General features: G+C 63.6%; 12 protein-coding genes. All 12 read left to right on the plus strand.

The annotated features are described in order from the left end of the window. The first annotated feature begins 281 nt into the window (after window positions 1-281). Entirely contained in the window at window positions 282-1247 is a 966-nt protein-coding gene (gene panS / locus GV035_RS01010) for a ketopantoate/pantoate/pantothenate transporter PanS (protein WP_159832689.1), read from the plus strand. 125 nt (window positions 1248-1372) lie between these two features. Next, the gene (locus GV035_RS01015) at window positions 1373-2626 is read left to right on the plus strand and encodes a multidrug effflux MFS transporter (RefSeq protein WP_159832690.1); all 1254 of its coding nucleotides are present in this window, start codon (window positions 1373-1375) and stop codon (window positions 2624-2626) included. A gap of 608 nt (window positions 2627-3234) precedes the next feature. Next, on the plus strand, window positions 3235-3453 hold the full coding sequence (locus GV035_RS01020; RefSeq protein ID WP_159832691.1) for a hypothetical protein: 219 nt from the start codon (window positions 3235-3237) through the stop codon (window positions 3451-3453). After that, window positions 3450-5258 carry a serine aminopeptidase domain-containing protein gene (locus GV035_RS01025; protein ID WP_159832692.1) on the plus strand — a complete coding sequence of 603 codons (1809 nt, stop codon included), beginning with the start codon at window positions 3450-3452 and terminating at the stop codon, window positions 5256-5258. Before GV035_RS01020 ends, GV035_RS01025 begins: the two co-directional genes overlap by 4 nt. A gap of 403 nt (window positions 5259-5661) precedes the next feature. Continuing rightward, a complete protein-coding gene (locus tag GV035_RS01030) occupies window positions 5662-6963 on the plus strand; it encodes a gallate dioxygenase (RefSeq protein WP_159832693.1) in 1302 nt (433 codons plus the stop codon). Between the two features lie 27 nt (window positions 6964-6990). Then, window positions 6991-8340 (plus strand): MFS transporter, encoded by a 1350-nt coding sequence (locus GV035_RS01035; protein ID WP_159832694.1) that lies wholly within the window; start codon window positions 6991-6993, stop codon window positions 8338-8340. A gap of 12 nt (window positions 8341-8352) precedes the next feature. Continuing rightward, a complete protein-coding gene (locus tag GV035_RS01040; protein ID WP_159832695.1) occupies window positions 8353-9378 on the plus strand; it encodes an amidohydrolase family protein in 1026 nt (341 codons plus the stop codon). 2 nt (window positions 9379-9380) lie between these two features. Beyond that, entirely contained in the window at window positions 9381-10064 is a 684-nt protein-coding gene (gene ligK / locus GV035_RS01045) for a 4-carboxy-4-hydroxy-2-oxoadipate aldolase/oxaloacetate decarboxylase (protein ID WP_159832696.1), read from the plus strand. Between the two features lie 14 nt (window positions 10065-10078). After that, window positions 10079-10780 (plus strand): substrate-binding domain-containing protein, encoded by a 702-nt coding sequence (locus GV035_RS01050; protein ID WP_159832697.1) that lies wholly within the window; start codon window positions 10079-10081, stop codon window positions 10778-10780. Between the two features lie 594 nt (window positions 10781-11374). Then, the gene (locus tag GV035_RS01055; protein WP_201303881.1) at window positions 11375-12655 is read left to right on the plus strand and encodes a nucleotide sugar dehydrogenase; all 1281 of its coding nucleotides are present in this window, start codon (window positions 11375-11377) and stop codon (window positions 12653-12655) included. 31 nt (window positions 12656-12686) lie between these two features. Continuing rightward, a complete protein-coding gene (locus GV035_RS01060; RefSeq protein ID WP_159832698.1) occupies window positions 12687-15197 on the plus strand; it encodes a tetratricopeptide repeat protein in 2511 nt (836 codons plus the stop codon). Window positions 15198-15252: 55 nt separating this feature from the next. Next, a complete protein-coding gene (locus tag GV035_RS01065) occupies window positions 15253-17364 on the plus strand; it encodes a glycosyltransferase (protein ID WP_236572376.1) in 2112 nt (703 codons plus the stop codon). Window positions 17365-17388: the final 24 nt, after the last annotated feature.

The following is a 17388-nucleotide window of genomic DNA, read 5'->3' on the forward strand; positions in this document are numbered from 1 at the left end:
GGTCGCTCGGAACAACTGGCCACGCGCCGGTAAAATACGGGCCTTGCCCGCCATCTGGCCGCGTCGCGCGTCACCCGCGCGGCGCGGCATCGCCAACGGGCATTCGCCCCACGAAGGCAAGCATATCGTCCTACACGCGGCCCGCGACCCATGCCGCGCGCAGTTCTCATCCGACGCCAGCACGCTTCATAGACCGTGACGCTTTTGCGCGTCACGCGCCGCTTGCTGCGCTCGACGTTCGCTCCGACCACACACGTCACGACATTCGAGGATCGCATCACATGCTAGCCCGCATCACCCGTCTCTTTCCGCTCTGGGCCGTACTCGCTTCCATCGCCGCGTATTGCTCGCCATCGTCTGTCACCGGCATCGCGCCGCACGTGACGACGCTGCTCACCATCATCATGCTGTCGATGGGCGTGACGCTTTCCATCGACGATTTCCGGCGCGTCTTCACGCGTCCCGCGCCGGTTGTCGCGGGCATCGTCCTGCACTATCTCGTGATGCCGCTCGCGGCGTGGGTGATTGCGAAGGCCCTGCGCATGCCGCCCGACCTGACCGCCGGCATGGTGCTCGTCGGCAGCGTGGCGAGCGGGACGGCGTCGAACGTGATGATCTATCTGGCACGCGGCGATGTCGCGTTGTCCGTGACGATCAGCGCGCTTTCGACGCTCGTCGGCGTGTTCGCGACGCCGCTGCTCACGCGCCTTTATGTCGATGCGTCCATTGCGGTCGATGTTCACGGCATGCTGATGAGCATTCTGCAGATCGTTGCGCTGCCGATCGTCGTCGGGCTGATCGTGAATCATCTGTTCGGCAAGTTCGTGCGCAAGATCGAATGGCTGCTTCCGCTCATTTCGATGGTCGCGATTCTGCTGATCATCGCGGCTGTGGTCGGCGGAACGCAGAAGAGCATTGCGTCGGTCGGCCTGGTCGTCGCATTGGGCGTCGTCCTGCATAACGGCATCGGTTTGCTCGGCGGATACTGGGGCGGGCGTCTGCTCGGCTTCGACGAAGCCGTCTGCCGCACGCTCGCCATCGAAGTCGGCATGCAGAACTCGGGCCTCGCCGCGACGCTCGGCAAGCTTTACTTCACGCCGATTGCGGCGCTCCCCGGCGCGCTGTTCTCGGTGTGGCACAACCTGTCAGGTTCCATGCTCGCGGGCCATTGGGCGGGGCGTCCAGCAAAAGGATCGACGCGCGATGCGAACACGCAAGGCGTCGCCGCGAACCGGGGCGGTGCCTGACGGCCGTGGCCGCTTCGGCGTCATTGCGCGATGACAGGCAGAATACGCGCTGACGCCGCTTCCCAGCTTCATTCCACCTGGACCGGCGGGCGCCTCGTCACGGCGTCCGCCTTACCGTTGCTTCCATGAATCCTGCTCAACCCGACGGCACGTTCATTGCCGCGCGCCCCGCGAATTCCCCGCGCTTCTTGCTGTTTCTCGTGTGCCTCTTCGCATCGGCCGGGCAGCTCGCCATCGACATCTATGTGCCCGCGCTGCCCGCGATGGCGCGCTTTTTCGCAACATCGCCGCAAGCGATCCAGTCGAGCGTGTCGGGCTACATGGCGGCCTACGCGCTCGGGCAACTGACGCTCGGACCCGTCGCCGATGCTTATGGCCGCAAACGCGTGCTGGCCTTCGGGCTCGTGGTCTTCACGCTCGGCTGCCTGCTGTCGCTCGCCGCGACGAATCTGGAAACGTTCCTTATCGCGCGTTGTCTGCAAGGCTTCGGCATCGCAGCGACCAATCTGCTTGCCAAGGCCATCATCACCGATTCATTCTCGGGCCATGCGTTGATCCACGCGTTCACGTACATGTCGATCGCGTGGGGCCTCGCGCCGATTGTCGCGCCCGTGATCGGCGCGCATCTGCAAACCCTGTTCGGCTGGAAGGCGTGCCTCGTTTTCCTGCTCGTCTACTCCATCGTGATGTGGGCGCTTGTCTGGCGTTATCGCGAAACCCTGCGACGGCCAGTGCGGCTGGAGCCGCGCACGCTGATGGCGAACGCGGGCAAGGTGCTGGCGAGTCCCGTGTTTCAGAGCTGCTTTCTCGCGCAGGGCCTGTGCTACAGCATTTTGCTCGTGTTCAATATCGTCGGACCGTTCATGGTGCAGAACACGCTGCATAAGCCGCCGACGTACTTCGGCTATCTCGCGCTCGGCATCGGCATGATGTACTTCTTCGGCGGCCTGTCGAACCGCGTGCATGGCCCGCGTCTGCCGAGCGCGGAAGAACGGCTTCGCATCGGCTCGTGGGCGATGGCGGCATCGGCGGTCGCGATGCTTCTGCTTGCGTTGATCGTCGGCCTTCGCGTGTGGACGCTCGCCCTGCCGGTGCTCGTGATGGGCTTCTGCGCGGGCGCGATGTATCCGACGCTCATGGCGAAGGGCAATTCGCTGTTCCCGCACATCGCGGGTCTGACGAGCGCGATTCTGGGTTGCGCGCTCTTGCTCGTGTCGTCGGCCATGATGGGACTTGCGGGCTTCGTCTCCGTGCAAGTCTTGACGCCGCTTGCCGCGTTTTTCCTGCTCGTGGGGCTTACCGTCGTGTGGATGGTGGGAAAGCTGCTGCGATATCTCGAGGCGCAGAACAGCGCAGAGCCAGCGGGGCGGGGCCATTGAGCCGGTGCTAACCCGGCTGATTGAGTGCGGTCGATCAGGTATCCGAACTAAATGACGACGGCGAGTTCACTTTGGGCTCGTGCACTCGCCGATAAGCGGCTATGACGCGTCCAGGGACTTCGTCGCGATTCTGATCGTGGCAGTGTGAGAAACGGGAAGTCTGGCAGGTTCAGTGCTTGACCTTACTTGTTGAAACGCCTGCTGCTGACTTGGCGTGAGCCCGCCCATTGCGATAATCGTCAGGCAATACCTTCGATTTTTTCGAGCAAAAAAAATTCAATTTCGCGTTGCTACGAACGATCGTTTCCCTTACTTTGCGGATAACGCGTGCCGGTACATCGCTCACTGGCAAGTAGAAACCCTACAAGATCGGAGATACGTCATGCACCGCAATCATCGACCGTTGTTCTAGACAGCCCCTTCCGTCCACGGCTTCCAACAGACGCACTGACAGGGCGCGAAAATTGCACGCGTCATATCGACGGTAGCCCGCATTTCATTCCATCGCCACGTGGAGCGCGATGTAATCGCTGACCGAAGCAAAAGACCTCGGCGGCTTCGTCCCGGCTCGCAAGGGACGCTTCATTGGTAGAGACACGGTGCGTAACATGTACTACGTTGATTTGACCCACGAAGCCGCGCTGGACCGGTCCAGCGGCGACGAGCAGGCGTCGCGATACATGCGGCTCTTCACGGTGATTCCTCCCTTCGGCACATTGGTGTGCGGATACGACACCCGTGGCGTGAACAATGCGCTGACTGACATCAAGCACGCCATCGCCCTCACGCCGATGTCTGTCGTTTCGAGCGGCCGGTTCGACTCATGACGCCCATCGCCTTCAAAGGACGTTTCGGTTGGCTCCATGTCGGCCATGCTGAACGCGGCGTCGTGTTATGCAACCCCTTCGGGCATGAGTGCGCGTGGGCCCACAAGGCCATGCGTTATCTGGCCGATGAACTGTCTTATCAGGGTTTCCCGGTCTTGCGCTTCGACTATCTCGCAACGGGAGATTCCGCCGGCCTCGATGACGACAACGACAGACTCGACCATTTCGTGGCGGATATCGGTGAGGCGATCGACTGCCTATGTAAAGAGACGGGCGCAACGAAAGTCACCTTGTGCGGCCTGCGTCTCGGTGCATCGCTGGCGGCGCTGGCGTCGCATGATCCCCGGGTGGATTCGCTTGCAATGCTCGCACCGGTAACGAGTGGGCGCCGCTATCTGCGCGAGCTTACGGCCTTGCGGAAAGCGTGGATCGAGCATCAGCCCGTCGCCGTACGCACCTTGCAGATCGGCGCGCCCTTCAACGTACTGGGGCAGTCTTATAACGAAGCGTTTCGCAGCCGCTTGGCCGCGTTTGATCTTGCTAGGGCCATGAACAGCCTGCCCGCGATGCTCAAGCGCGTTTTCGTGGCCGATGCGCCCCCCGGCGCCAGCCAGTCGCTATGCGCCGTGTTGCTGGACCGAGGTGTCGACGTCCGGACGGACACGTTCGATGACTACTACGATTTCATGCAGGACACGGCATGGTCCGCTCTCCCCGAGAGAACGCTCAAAGGGACCGCGCAGTGGATAGCGGAAGGCGCGGCGGAAAGCATTTCCGAGAGTCTCGCGCCGGATCTGGTGAGCAAGGCCACGCGGCCCCGCATGTTGAACGATGTGGTCATCAAAACGCCGGAGGCGATCGAGCGTCCAGTGCTGTTCAGTACAGCCGGGCTCTTCGGCATCCTGTGCGAGCCCCGTGAGCGGCCCAGGCGCGGCCCGGTGGTCCTGATCACCAACACGGCGGCCACCGCGCATCAGGGCGACAGCCGCATCTCGGTGCGGATCGCGCGGGAATTGGCGCGGCGTGGCATTGCGTCGATGCGTATCGACGCTCGCGGCATCGGCGATAGCCCGCCGCTCTCGCCAGATGCGGCATCCGACGCCACGCTGTCGATTCATGCGGCAAGCATCATCGAAGATGTTTCGTCAGCGGCTGCATGGCTCAAACGCAAGGGCTACGATACGGTCGTCGCGTTCGGCATCTGTTCGGGTGCGTATAGCGCGTTGCGCGCTTCGCTTGCAGAGCCGGCCATCTCGGCGGTCATCGCGCTCAATCTCCAGCGCTTCTACATACCTGAACAGATGACGCTGCCAGAGCTGAGGGATGAGATGAGCAACACGATGGCGCGCCTCGCGCCTGCAATCCTGAAGCCGGCGAAGTGGTGGCTGGTGCTGAACGGAAAGCGTGAGCTCAAGCCAATCGCCAAGGCGTTCGCATCGCATGCGGCGGCGCGGCTGAATGCTCAGGTGATCGGTGTGAGCCGGCAGGCGGCGCCTGACGTCGACGCAAGATTGCTCGAACATCCGCATGATGTCATTCAGAGGCTCGAACAGAAGGGTGTTGACACGCTTCTGCTGTACGGCGTGGGCGACGACGGTCTCGATCAACTCAACGCGCACTTCGGCAGGCACGGAAAAAAGCTATCGCGCCTTGCAAGAGTGAAGGCTATGGTCTGCAACGATATCGATCACTCGCTTTACGATCCGCGTGCGCTGGCGAAGGTGATTTCGCTGTCCGCGACGTTCATCGGGGAGCTGCACTGCGACGGCTCGCCCTTCGAGGAAGCGGTTTCGAACGGTGATTGACATCACGGATACCGCACCTTGATCAAGGTCAGTCGTGAACGGTGTCGCGCAGTTCAACGATCGCGGCGATAACGAGCGACGGCAGTGCGTCGAGATGTCCTGTCGATCTCTTTCTCTTACTTGCCAACACCACGCCCCGGCAATCACCCTTGCGTCCTTTTTGTCGGGCCATCGATTTTGTTTATGGGCCCGCATGTTTGATGACGGCGAAACCAAGCCCGCAAACCCGCGCCGGCTGGCGCTCCATCATCTTCGCTGCGCCGGACCGCTTCGCGACTCATGGTTTACGCGCAGTACCGTGCGTGCCTCGCGGGCCGTATCGTCGGCTTCGTTCTCGCCACACACCGGGCCGCGTGCATTCGACGAGCGCCTGACTGCCCGGCACCTCACGGAGCACCTCGACATGGCCCGCATCATCGGTGGCATCGCCGCCTCCCACACGCCCACTATCGGTTTCGCGTTCGACAAGAACAAGCGCGACGATCCGGTCTGGGCGCCGATCTTCGAAAACTTCGCGCCGCTCGCCAACTGGCTGGAAGAAAAGCGCCCCGATGTGATCCTGACCATCTATAACGATCACGTCACCTCGTTCTTCTTCGACCACTACTCGGCTTTCGCGCTGGGCGTCGGCCCGGAATGGCACGTCGCGGACGAGGGCGGCGGCGCGCGCGATCTTCCGCCGATCAAGGGAGATCCCGCGCTTGCCGCGCACATCGGTAGCTCGCTGATGACCGACGAGTTCGACATGTCGTTCTTTCAGAACAAGGCGCTCGATCACGGCTGCTTCTCGCCGCTTTCCATGCTGTGCCCGCACAAACCCGAGTGGCCCGTGAAGATCGTGCCGCTGCAAATGGGCGTGCTGCAATTGCCGGTGCCGAGCGCGCGACGCTTCTACAAGCTCGGTCAGGCGCTGCGCCGCGCGATCGAAAGCTATCCGGAGGACATCAAGGTCGCGATTCTCGCGACGGGCGGTCTTTCGCATCAGGTGCATGGCGAACGCGCCGGCTTCAACAACACCGAATGGGATCAGCGTTTCCTCGATCTCTTCGAACGCGATCCCGAGCAGCTCGCGGAGATGACGATCGCCGAGTATGCGGAACTGGGCGGCTACGAAGGCGCGGAAGTCATCATGTGGCTCACCATGCGCGGCGCGCTGTCGTCGAACGTGGTCTGCAAGCATCGCAGTTACTACCTGCCTTCGATGGCCGGCATCGCAACCGCTATCTACGAAGGCGAGGACAGCGAGACGAAGCCCGCGATCATCGAGCGGCATCGTCAGCGCATGGCGGTCGAATTGACCGATGTGGAGAAGCTGCAAGGCACCTATCCGTTCAGCATCGAAACGGCCGTGCGTGCGTATCGCATCAACGATTATCTGCATCGCATGGTCGAGCCCGCGCATCGCGAGTCTTTTCAGCGCGATCCCGAAGCAAGCTTCGAAGCCGCCGGTCTCAGCGATGAAGAACGCGACATGATTCGCCGCCGCGACTGGCGCGCTCTGCTGCATTACGGCGTCATCTTCTTCATGCTCGAAAAGCTCGGCGCGGTAACGGGCGTGTCGAATCTGCACATCTATGCGGCGATGCGCGGCCAGACGCTCGAAGAGTTCCAGAAGACGCGCAATGCGCCGGGCGCGCTGTATTCGGTGGCGGGCAAGAGCGGCGGCAAGCTCGACTGGGACAAGGCGGAGCAGGGCAAGCAATAAAACGACATAGACGCACGGAGACAACACATGACTAGCGGCAAAACCATCGACATCAAGGGCTTCATCGACGAGCGCCCCATTTCTGCCTACCAGTGGCTACTGGTGGCGCTGTGCTTTCTCGTCGTGACCGCCGACGGCATGGACGTCGCCATCATGGGCTTCGTTGCGCCGTCGATCATCGCGGACTGGCATATCTCGCGGCCAGCGTTCGGGCTCGTGATGAGTGCCGCGCCCATCGGACTCGTGATCGGCGCGCTGGCCGCGGGGCCGGCGTCGGATCGGATCGGAAGAAAAGGAGTGCTGATTACATCGGTGTTTCTGTTCGGCGTGTTCACCATCGCCACGGCCTTCACCAATTCGCCGACGAGCATGGCCCTGCTGCGCGTGCTGACGGGCATTGGTCTCGGCGCAGCAATGCCCAATACCACGACGCTGCTCTCCGAATACGCGCCGCAACGCAAGCGCGCGCTGCTCATCACCATCATGTTCACGGGCTTCAATCTCGGCTCGGCGCTGATCGGCTTCGTCGCGGGCTGGCTCATTCCGACGCATGGCTGGCGCTCGGTGCTGGTTTTCGGCGGCGGGCTTCCGCTGGTGCTGATTCCGCTGCAAATCTGGCTGCTGCCCGAATCGGCGCGTCTGCTCGCGGTGCGCGGCGCGACGCAGCAAAAGATCGGCAAGGTGCTGGGCCGTGTCTGCGGCGTGCGCTTCACGGGCGATGAAACGTTCGTCTCGACCGAGCCGCCGCTGCCGACGAAGCGGCCGATCGGCGTGCTGTTCTCGCACGGCTACGGGCTCCTGACGGCGGCGCTGTGGGTCACGTATTTCATGGGCTTGCTCGTGATCTATCTGCTCACCGGCTGGCTGCCAACGTTGATGAAGGACGCGGGCCTGACCGTATCGGCGGCTGCGAACATCACGGCGATGTTTCAGATCGGCGGCACCATCGGCGCGATTCTCGTCGGCTGGATCATGGACCGCGTGCGGCCCGCGCCCGTCATCAGCGCGGCCTATCTCGGCGGCGCGGTGTGCGTGCTGGGTCTTGCGTGGATCGGCGCGCTGTCGTCGTCGCTCGCGATTCTTGTGTTCGCCGCGGGTTTTTGCATGAGCGGCGCGCAGACGGGTCTCAACGCGTTCGCGCCGGGCCGCTATCCGACCGTCGCGCGTGCCACCGGCGTGAGCTGGATGCTCGGCATGGGCCGCTTCGGCAGCATCTTCGGTTCCGCGTTCGGCGGCGCGTTGCTGGGCCTCGGCTGGCAGTTCGGCGCGATCCTCGCGATGCTCGCCGTTCCCGCGACGCTCGCCGCCATCGCCATTCTCGTCGCGCAGCGGGGCCGCACGGCCGATGCCGCTCCTCAGACCACCGCCGCACATTAGTACGGAGTCACGATGATTATCGACATACACGGCCACTACACGACCGCGCCCAAGGCGCTGGAGGCATGGCGCAACCGGCAGATCGCCGGCATCAACAGTCCGTCGGAGATGCCGCGTCCGTCTGAACTGCATATCAGCGACGACGAATTGCGCGAGTCCATCGAAAGCAATCAGTTGCGGCTGATGCGCGAGCGCGGGCTCGACCTGACCATCTTCAGTCCGCGTGCGAGCTTCATGGCGCATCACATCGGCGACTTCGACGTGTCGAGCACGTGGGCCGCCATCTGCAACGAGCTGTGTTATCGCGTAAGCCAGCTCTTTCCCGACAGCTTCGTTCCAGCGGCGATGCTGCCGCAAAGTCCCGGCGTCGATATCGCGACATGCATTCCCGAACTCGTGAAGTGCGTCGAGCAGTATGGCAACGTGGCGATCAACCTGAATCCGGACCCTTCCGGCGGGCACTGGACGAGTCCGCCGCTTTCGGACCGCTACTGGTACCCGATCTACGAGAAGATGGTCGAGTACGACATTCCCGCGATGATCCATGTGAGCACGAGCTGCAACGCGTGCTTCCATACCACGGGCGCGCATTATCTGAACGCCGATACGACCGCGTTCATGCAGTGCCTCACGTCCGACCTGTTCCGCGATTTCCCGACGCTGCGCTTCGTGATTCCGCATGGCGGCGGCGCGGTGCCGTATCATTGGGGACGCTTTCGAGGCCTCGCGCAGGAACTCAAAAAGCCCTTGCTTAAGGACCATTTGCTGCACAACGTGTTCTTCGACACGTGCGTCTATCATCAGCCGGGCATCGACCTGCTCACGCGTGTGATACCGGTCGACAACATCCTCTTCGCCAGTGAAATGATCGGCGCGGTGCGTGGCATCGACCCGGAAACGGGGCATTATTTCGACGATACGAAACGTTATATCGAAGCCGCGTCCATGCAGCCGGATGCGCGCTACAAGATCTACGAAGGCAACGCACGCCGCGTGTATCCGCGCCTCGATGCCGCGCTCAAAGCAAAGGGACAATGAACATGGTTGAACTCGGAGTGGTGTATCGCAATATCGATCGCGCGAATGGCGACGCGGCAACGAAGCTGGGCGCACTCGGCTCGGCGACGGTTCACGAAGCAATGGGCCGTGTCGGCCTGATGAAGCCGTATATGCGCCCGATCTACGCGGGCGCGCAAGCGAGCGGCACAGCCGTGACGGTGCTCCTGCAGCCGGGCGATAACTGGATGCTGCACGTCGCGGCCGAACAGATACAGCCGGGCGATATCGTCGTGGCCGCCTGCACCGCCGATAACACCGATGGCTTCTTCGGCGACTTGCTTGCCACGAGCTTCAAGGCGCGTGGCGCGCGGGCGCTCATCATCGACGGCGGCGTGCGCGACGTGCGCGTGCTGACCGAGATGGGCTTTCCGGTATGGAGCAAGGCGATCTCCGCGAAGGGCACGGTGAAGGCGACGCTCGGCTCGGTCAACATTCCGGTCGTGTGCGCGGGCGCGCTGATCACGCCGGGCGATGTGATCGTCGCGGACGATGACGGCGTTGTCGTCGTGCCGTCGGCATCGGCGCAAAAGGTGTTGGAAAAGGCCACGGCGCGCGAGGCGCTCGAAGGCGAGAAGCGCGCGAAGCTGGCGGACGGCGTGCTCGGTCTCGACATGTACAACATGCGCGAGCCGCTGCAACGCGCTGGCCTGCGTTATATCGACTGATGCAAGAGCTCGCGATGAACGACACCGCCACGCCGATCGCGGTCATTTCCTCGATGGCGACACGCCAGGTCCTGAACGATCTCGCCGACGCCTACATGCGGCGCTCCGGGCAGCACGTGGCGGTCGAATCGGTCGGCGGCGTGGCGGCGGCGCGGCGTATTGAGGAACACGAAGCATTCGATGTCGTGGTGCTTGCCTCGGACGTGATCGCGCGGCTGGCGGCAGCGGGGCTTGTCGATGCGGCGAGCCGCGTGGGCATCGCGCGTTCCGGCATTGCGGTGGCCGTGGCGGCGGGCGCGGCGCGTCCTTCGATCGACAGCGGCGCGGCCGTGCGTGAGGCGGTGCTCGCCGCGCGCAGCATCGGCTATTCGACCGGGCCGAGCGGCGCGCATCTGATACGTCTGTTCGAAGACTGGGGCATCGCGGAGCTGATCGGTCCGCGCATCGTGCAAGCGCCGCCAGGCGTCCCCGTCGGTGCGCTGATCGCGCGTGGCGAAGTCGAGCTGGGGTTTCAGCAGATGAGCGAGCTGATCGGCGTGGCGGGCGTGGACATCATCGGTCCGTTGCCGGAAGACATTCAGGCGATGACCGTCTTCGAAGGCGCCGTGTGCGCGAAACCGCGTGCGCCCGTTGAATCGAGGGCGTTGCTGGCGTTCATGGACTCGCCTGAGAGTGGTGAAATCAAGCGACGGTATGGGATGGAGCCTGCGCGGTAGGGGGGGCGTTTCTTTGGCGACGATCCGCCGCGCTAGGGCACTGCTCGCGCCAGGCTGTAAATCGTCCCGGCGGCGCTCACGCCCATCGAGCAATGCCATTCCAATATCTGTCGACTCGCAATACACAAAACAAACCCGCTCGTCTGCTCTTTACTCATTTAGGGATGCATTTCGAGAGCGATTGATATTGGCCGAAGAATCTAATAAGTCAACAAACGGTCTGAAACGGCGTCTCGCTTTTAAGTCGCGTCCTATTTACGGTGCGACTAATTCCGCGCTCGGCGAGTGCATGTGACTAGACGCCGCTTCGCAGAAGCTCTCTCAATAGCAGCCGCAGAGTCCAAAAAGATACCTCAATCGTAATTTAATGTTATCTGAAACATTGTTTCGAACATTATCTATATCCCTTGCGCCATAGTTGCCACCTCGTTAGGATTCGCTGCCAAATCGCTGCGGTCGAAATACTCACTGTGAGTTATTCAGATCCACGGCGAATATCAGTCTCAAAAGGCAGTTATCTGCCGACGGTGATGTTGCAACAAGGCATTCAGGTGCCGCAGTCCGCGCTGATTAGCCGGGCGTCAGGGGAATTTCGTGTCAGTCAGAAAAATTGCAGTATGTGGTCTGGGCTATGTGGGCCTTCCCGTGGCGGTCGCGTTCGCGCGCCGCTACGACGTAATCGGATTCGACGTCGACCGGCGTCGTATCGAGCATCTCAAATCGGGCGAAGACTGGACGGGCGAAATCGAGCGCGACGTGTTGCGCGCGTCGACGATGCGCTTCACGGACAACGCAGCGGATGTCGCCGACTGCGACTTCTTCGTGGTCGCGGTGCCGACGCCCGTCGATGAAAAGTGCATCCCCGATTTCTCGCTTCTCGTGAGTGCCTGCCGCACCATCGGCCCCGTGCTGCGCCCCGGCAGCATCGTCGTGTTCGAGTCCACCGTTCACCCCGGCGCGACGGAAGAAATATGCGGGCCGGAGCTGGAAAAGGCATCGGGCTTGCGCTGCGGCATCGACTTCAAGCTGGGTTACAGTCCCGAGCGGATCAATCCGGGCGACCGCGAGCATCCGCTCGAGCGGATCGTGAAGATCGTGTCCGGCCAGGACGCCGAAAGCGCCGACATCATCGCTGAAGTGTATGGCGGCATCATCGACGCGGGCGTGCATCGCGCTTCGTCTATCAAGGTGGCCGAAGCGGCGAAGGTGCTCGAAAACACGCAGCGGGATATCAACATCGCGCTGATGAACGAGATGTCGAAGATCTGTGATCTGGCCGGCATCTCCACAACCGAGGTGCTCGAAGCCGCGGGCACGAAGTGGAACTTCCTGCGCTTCACGCCGGGCCTCGTGGGCGGCCACTGCATCGGCGTGGACCCGTACTACCTGACGTCCAAAGCGCAGGAGATGGGTTATCACCCTGAAGTCATTCTGGCGGGGCGCCGCATCAACGATGGCATGGCGCAGCACGTCGCCGCACGCATCGTTCAGATGCTCGCGCGCAAGCACCGTCTGGCGGGATCGACGCGCGTCGGCATCCTCGGCATGACGTTCAAGGAGAACGTGCCCGACATCCGCAATTCGAAGGTGGTCGACCTGTACCGGGCGTTGCAGGACTACGGCATCGCGCCGCTCGCGTTCGATCCGATGGCGGACAAGAGTCAGATGGAGCACGAGTACGGCATCACGCTCGTCGACAAATCGCAGCTCTCGAATTTGGATGTCGTCATTCTGGCCGTGCCGCACCGCGACATCATGGCCACGATCTGGCAGGACTTGCCGCACATGTTGAAGGACGGCGCCTTGCTGTGCGATCTGAAGTCGTCGCTGGACAAGACGCGCCTGCCCGCGAGCGTCGAGTACTGGGCGCTGTGAGACGGCTCGTCCACGCCAATCAAGATTCAGCATGAGCCAATCCAAGCTGCTGGTCAGTCCCATCGGGACATGCCGCATCCATACGCCGTTGCGCAAGGGCACCGCGCGCTATCCGATCCAGGCGCAGAGCGCGCGCAACTACGGGTTCGTCCATACGAGCGCGGAGGCGCTTCAGCAACTGCGCTTCATGTGCGGCCAGCAGTCGATTCCGGCCGAGATCGAAACGCTCGTGTTCCGGCCCGGCGTCGCGTCGGCGACTTATGAAAAGCCGTGGGTGCCCGCGGACCTGTACATCGTGGAGTTGTCGTCACGCAAGTTGTTGACGGTGGACGGCTATCCGATCCAGATCAACTACATGGGCCGATACTTCGCGGATTTCTTCGCGGACCGTGCGCGCTCGCGGATGTTCTGGTCGATGGCATCGGCGAAGAAGATGGCCGAACGCCGCGCCTGGCTGGATCAGGAGCCCAACTTCAGGCGCCTGACGACGGCCGATCAGGCGTTGCTCGCGCGCATTGTGCGCAGCGAGCAATCGGACGAGGCTATCGAACGCGACATGCGGGAGATTGCCGCACTCGCCGGCAGCGACAAGCTCGTCTTCGTCACGCACGTGGACGCCGCCCCGCCCGATAGTCCGGTGATCGAACAGCGGCACCGCCTGATCGAAGCCGTGTCTGCCATCTCGCGGCGCATGAACGTGCCGTGCTACGACCCGACGCTGCTGATGCATGAAGCCGGACAGGCGAACGCGATGGAGCAGGGCGGACTCGACCTCACGCACTTCACGGATGCGTTCGCCGATCGCCTGGTCGATGACTGGCATCGGCGCTTCCTCGCGGCTCGGATCGCCGCATCGGGCCTGCGCGACGGCGGCGCACGGTTGCAGAAAGAGGCGGAGCCGGTCGATGAAGCCGCGAACATCGAATCGGCGTGGAACGAAGGGCGGCTGTGCGAGGCGTCCCGGCGCGTGCGCGCGGTACTGCGCGCCGACAAGACGCGCACGGACCACGGACTGCTTCTCGCGCGCATGCAATGCGAACTGGGCGACTACGAAGGCGCGATCAGCGCGCTCAAGGCAATCGACGCTGATAATGGTCCCAACGACCACGCAGATCGGCTGCTGATGCGCTGCTGCTTCGAACTCGGCGACTTTCAGCAAGCGTTGGCGCTATCGACCGCAATGCTGGGCGATGAGGTCGAAACGCCGGAGCTTTTGCGCATCAGCGCGAGTGCCGCGACGCGCCTTGGCGATGTCAAAACCGCGCTCGCAAGCTGGAAACGCCTGTTCCGCATCAGCAACGACAACGCCGAGGCGGCGAGCGCCGTGCTTTCGCTGCTGGAATCGGCAGGCGATCTCGATGGCGCCGAAGGCTGGGCGGAAGAAGTCCGCGCCACGCTGCCGGGTCACGCGCCGAGTCATGCGCTGCTTTGGAACCGGAAGCTCGATGCGGGCGATCGCGCGGCGCTGATGCGGCTCGCCAATGAGCCGCTGCGCCTGCATGCGCGTGAGGCGCTGGCGCTCGCGGAACGCGCGGCAGCGGAGGGCTTCGCCGCGCCTGCGGCCGCACTGGCCGTATCGCAGGCATTCGCCCGGAACGAGGATTCCGACGTTGCCGGCTGGCTGACACGCCAGGTCACGCAATGGCTCGCCGAAGGGCAAGCGGCAGTGGCGGCAGGCGAGTTGCGCGTCGCTGCCGACCGAATCCAGGCGGCCTCGTCAGCCGAGCCGGACAATCAGGACGCGCTGCGTGCGCGCCGCGCGCTGGAGCGGCATATGCGCCAGGCGGCTCGCGCGGGCATCGTCGCGCAGGACTTTGATGCGACGGTCGGGATCATCGACATCGCATTGCAGACGGGCATCGCGTTCCCCGACCTCGACAGTCTGCGCGGACGCGCCGCAGAAGCACTCGGCGATACCGCCACGGCGCTTCGTCATCTGCGCCTAGCCGCGGACGAACCCGGCGCGCCGGTCGCGGCACGCCTTCATCTCGCGCGCGTGGCCGTGCGGGCCGAACGCTATACCGAAGCGATCGAGGCTTTCTGGCAGATCGCCACGAACGACGAGACGGAGCCGTCCATGCGCGACGACGCCGCGCGTCAGATTTCGATGTTGCGAGGCCGCGCGATCCGCGCCGCCCGCGACATGCTGGCTCGTCAGGAGTATGACGCGGCGTGGGCGCTGCTCGGTCTCATCGAAAGGGCCGACCCGTCGAACGCCGATGTCGCCGTCGAAAAGAAGCGGGTCATCACGGCGCTGCGGGCTCAGCTGCGAGGGCTCGACTCCGCGAGCGGCGAAGAACGGATGGCGCTCGGCGAAGCGATTCTCGGCCTCATGCCGGACGATCCGGTCGGCTTGAAGGCGGCAGCATCGGGCGCCATGCGTCTGCATCGCTTCGCGCATGCGCTGCCGTACTGGGACGCGCTTCGCAAGCAGTCGGGCGATGTCGAGCAGATCGACGCCAACATCCGCAAGTGCCTGCTGTGGATCGAACGCGACAAGCGCAAGACCTCGACGTCACCGGATCCTGCAAAGACCGCATGACACGGCATTCGCTCCCCACGCGCTCGCGTTCTACAAGATGGTGGCAGTCCTAACGATGAACGAAACAAAGCACGCAGGCACCGCAGCGGCGGCCGCGTCGGTGGCATACGCCGCTGGAATCGAACCCATACCGGCTCAACGCGGGATGAGCGTGGCCGCGCCGTGCAGCCAGGATGCCGACGCCGTGCGAGCCGAACTCGCCCGGCTTGTCGTCCAAGCGAAGACCGCCCGCCTTGCGCAGGACGCGCTCGCCGAGGCGCGAACCCTCGCGGGCGATGGCGCCCAAGACGCCGAGACGCGCTTCCTGCTCTTGCAGCTGATGGAGATGTCCGGCCAGACTGAAGGCATGCTGGACGCATGGCATGCGCTGTCGGCGGATTGGCCGGGGCACGCGGGCATCACGCGCGGTTACGCGTTGCGGCTCGTCAAGGAGAAGAAAGCCGACGCAGCGTTGGCGCTTATCGACCGATGCATGCCGGACACGCCCGACGACGCGTCGGCGGGTCTCGCACGCGCCGAAGTGCTCGCGGATGTGCGAGCGCACGAGGCGTCGGATGCGTTGTTCGAGCGCCTCATCGCGCGGCACGACCGGCGGGATATTCGCATCGCTTTCGCCAAGCGGCTGAAGAAGCGCGGGCGGCTGGCACAGGCGGTCGCCGTGCTGCAACCGATCGCCGCGTCGCTGGCGCCGGGCAGCAAGGCGGCCCAACTCGCGGCGGCACTCGCGAGCGACCATGCGTTCTTTCGCCAGTATGAAACCGAGGCGGCGCTGGCGGGCGCTGACATCAAGATTGTCGCGATGAAGCACGCGATCCTCTCGTTCCGTGAGCGCGTGTTGCCGAAGACGGACGGTGGGCGCGCGAAAGCCATCGCGCTCGTGACTGGAAGCCTCGGACCAGGCGGCGCCGAGCGCCAGTTGACGCGGCTCGCCTGCCATCTGCACAAGCCTCAGGGTCAGGGTGCGGCAGCCGTCAGCCGCGTCGAAGTGCTCGTCAGGCAACACACGGAGACCGCGGGCTCGCCGAGCGGTCAGCGGCTCGACTTCTATCTCGGCGCGTTGAACGAAGCGGGCGTCCCTGTCACCGAGATCAATGACTTGCCCGTTGTCGCCGCAAGCCATCAGAGCGTCGCGGACGCCGATCTGTCGCGCATGCTCGGGCATCTGCCGCCGCCGGTCCATTACGGCGTGGGGCGCCTCGCACCGTACTTTCGCGAGGGCCGCTTCGATGTCGTCAGCCTGTGGCAGGACGGGACGTGTCTCTTCGGCGCGCTCGCCGCGCTGCTCGCGGGCGTGCCGGTGATTCATCTTGTGTTCCGCGGCTTGCCGCCGAATATCCGCCGCGAGCGTGACCGGCCCGAATACGCCGTGCTCTACAAGGCGCTCGCCGAGGTGCCGGGCATCCACTTCGTCTGTAACAGCCGCGCCGGAGCGCAGGCTTACGCGTCATGGCTCGATTTGCCGCTCGCGCGGTTTCATATCCTCTATAACGGCGTGCCCGAGCTCGACACGGCCGGCTCTCACGAAGACGTGCAACGCTGGGAGGCGTTCGCGAAGACGACTGCCGACGCATCCGAGACGATCGGCGGCGTGTTTCGCTTCGAGCCGGACAAGCGGCCGTCTTCGTGGATCAGGCTCGCCGCGAAGTACCTGAAGAAGCGGCCGCTCGCGCGCTTCGTGATCGTCGGCGACGGGCGGTTGCAGCAGAGCGCAGTGGAACTCGCGAACGAATTGGGCATTTCGAGCCGGCTTCTGTTCGCGGGTTTGTCGTCGCATGTGGGCTACTGGTATTCGAAGATGGACGCCAAGGTCTTGCTGTCCCGTTTCGAAGGACTGCCAAACGTGCTGATCGAAGCGCAGATGCTGGGCGTCGCGACCCTTTCGACGCCGGCGGGCGGCGCGGGCGAGTGCTTCGTGGATGGCGTGACCGGGCACTTGCTCGAATGCGCCGATCAGCCGGACTTGCAGTCGGCGTGCGACAAGCTCGCCAATCTGGTGGAGCACTACAAGGCACATGAGGCGACGCGCGAACATGCGCGTCAGCGGGCGCGCATGCTGTTTTCGGTCAACGCGATGATCGGGAAGTTCACGGACTTGTGCTGTTCGACGGTATCGGGAGTCGAGTCGATCAGGCAAACCGGCGAGCACGAAAACTCGCTCGTTGCCTGATGCATCCATGAAATCAGGCGCGCA

It is taken from the genome of Burkholderia sp. 8Y (assembly GCF_902506145.1).
Classification (GTDB): Bacteria; Pseudomonadota; Gammaproteobacteria; order Burkholderiales; family Burkholderiaceae; genus Caballeronia.

What these genes read in the sequence shown, in the direction of transcription:
- panS (WP_159832689.1), top strand. Translation starts at nt 282, where the DNA reads ATGCTAGCCCGCATCACCCGTCTCTTTCCGCTCTGGGCCGTACTCGCT.
- GV035_RS01015 (WP_159832690.1), top strand. Translation starts at nt 1,373, where the DNA reads ATGAATCCTGCTCAACCCGACGGCACGTTCATTGCCGCGCGCCCCGCG.
- GV035_RS01020 (WP_159832691.1), top strand. Translation starts at nt 3,235, where the DNA reads ATGTACTACGTTGATTTGACCCACGAAGCCGCGCTGGACCGGTCCAGC.
- GV035_RS01025 (WP_159832692.1), top strand. Translation starts at nt 3,450, where the DNA reads ATGACGCCCATCGCCTTCAAAGGACGTTTCGGTTGGCTCCATGTCGGC.
- GV035_RS01030 (WP_159832693.1), top strand. Translation starts at nt 5,662, where the DNA reads ATGGCCCGCATCATCGGTGGCATCGCCGCCTCCCACACGCCCACTATC.
- GV035_RS01035 (WP_159832694.1), top strand. Translation starts at nt 6,991, where the DNA reads ATGACTAGCGGCAAAACCATCGACATCAAGGGCTTCATCGACGAGCGC.
- GV035_RS01040 (WP_159832695.1), top strand. Translation starts at nt 8,353, where the DNA reads ATGATTATCGACATACACGGCCACTACACGACCGCGCCCAAGGCGCTG.
- ligK (WP_159832696.1), top strand. Translation starts at nt 9,381, where the DNA reads ATGGTTGAACTCGGAGTGGTGTATCGCAATATCGATCGCGCGAATGGC.
- GV035_RS01050 (WP_159832697.1), top strand. Translation starts at nt 10,079, where the DNA reads ATGAACGACACCGCCACGCCGATCGCGGTCATTTCCTCGATGGCGACA.
- GV035_RS01060 (WP_159832698.1), top strand. Translation starts at nt 12,687, where the DNA reads ATGAGCCAATCCAAGCTGCTGGTCAGTCCCATCGGGACATGCCGCATC.
- GV035_RS01065 (WP_236572376.1), top strand. Translation starts at nt 15,253, where the DNA reads ATGAACGAAACAAAGCACGCAGGCACCGCAGCGGCGGCCGCGTCGGTG.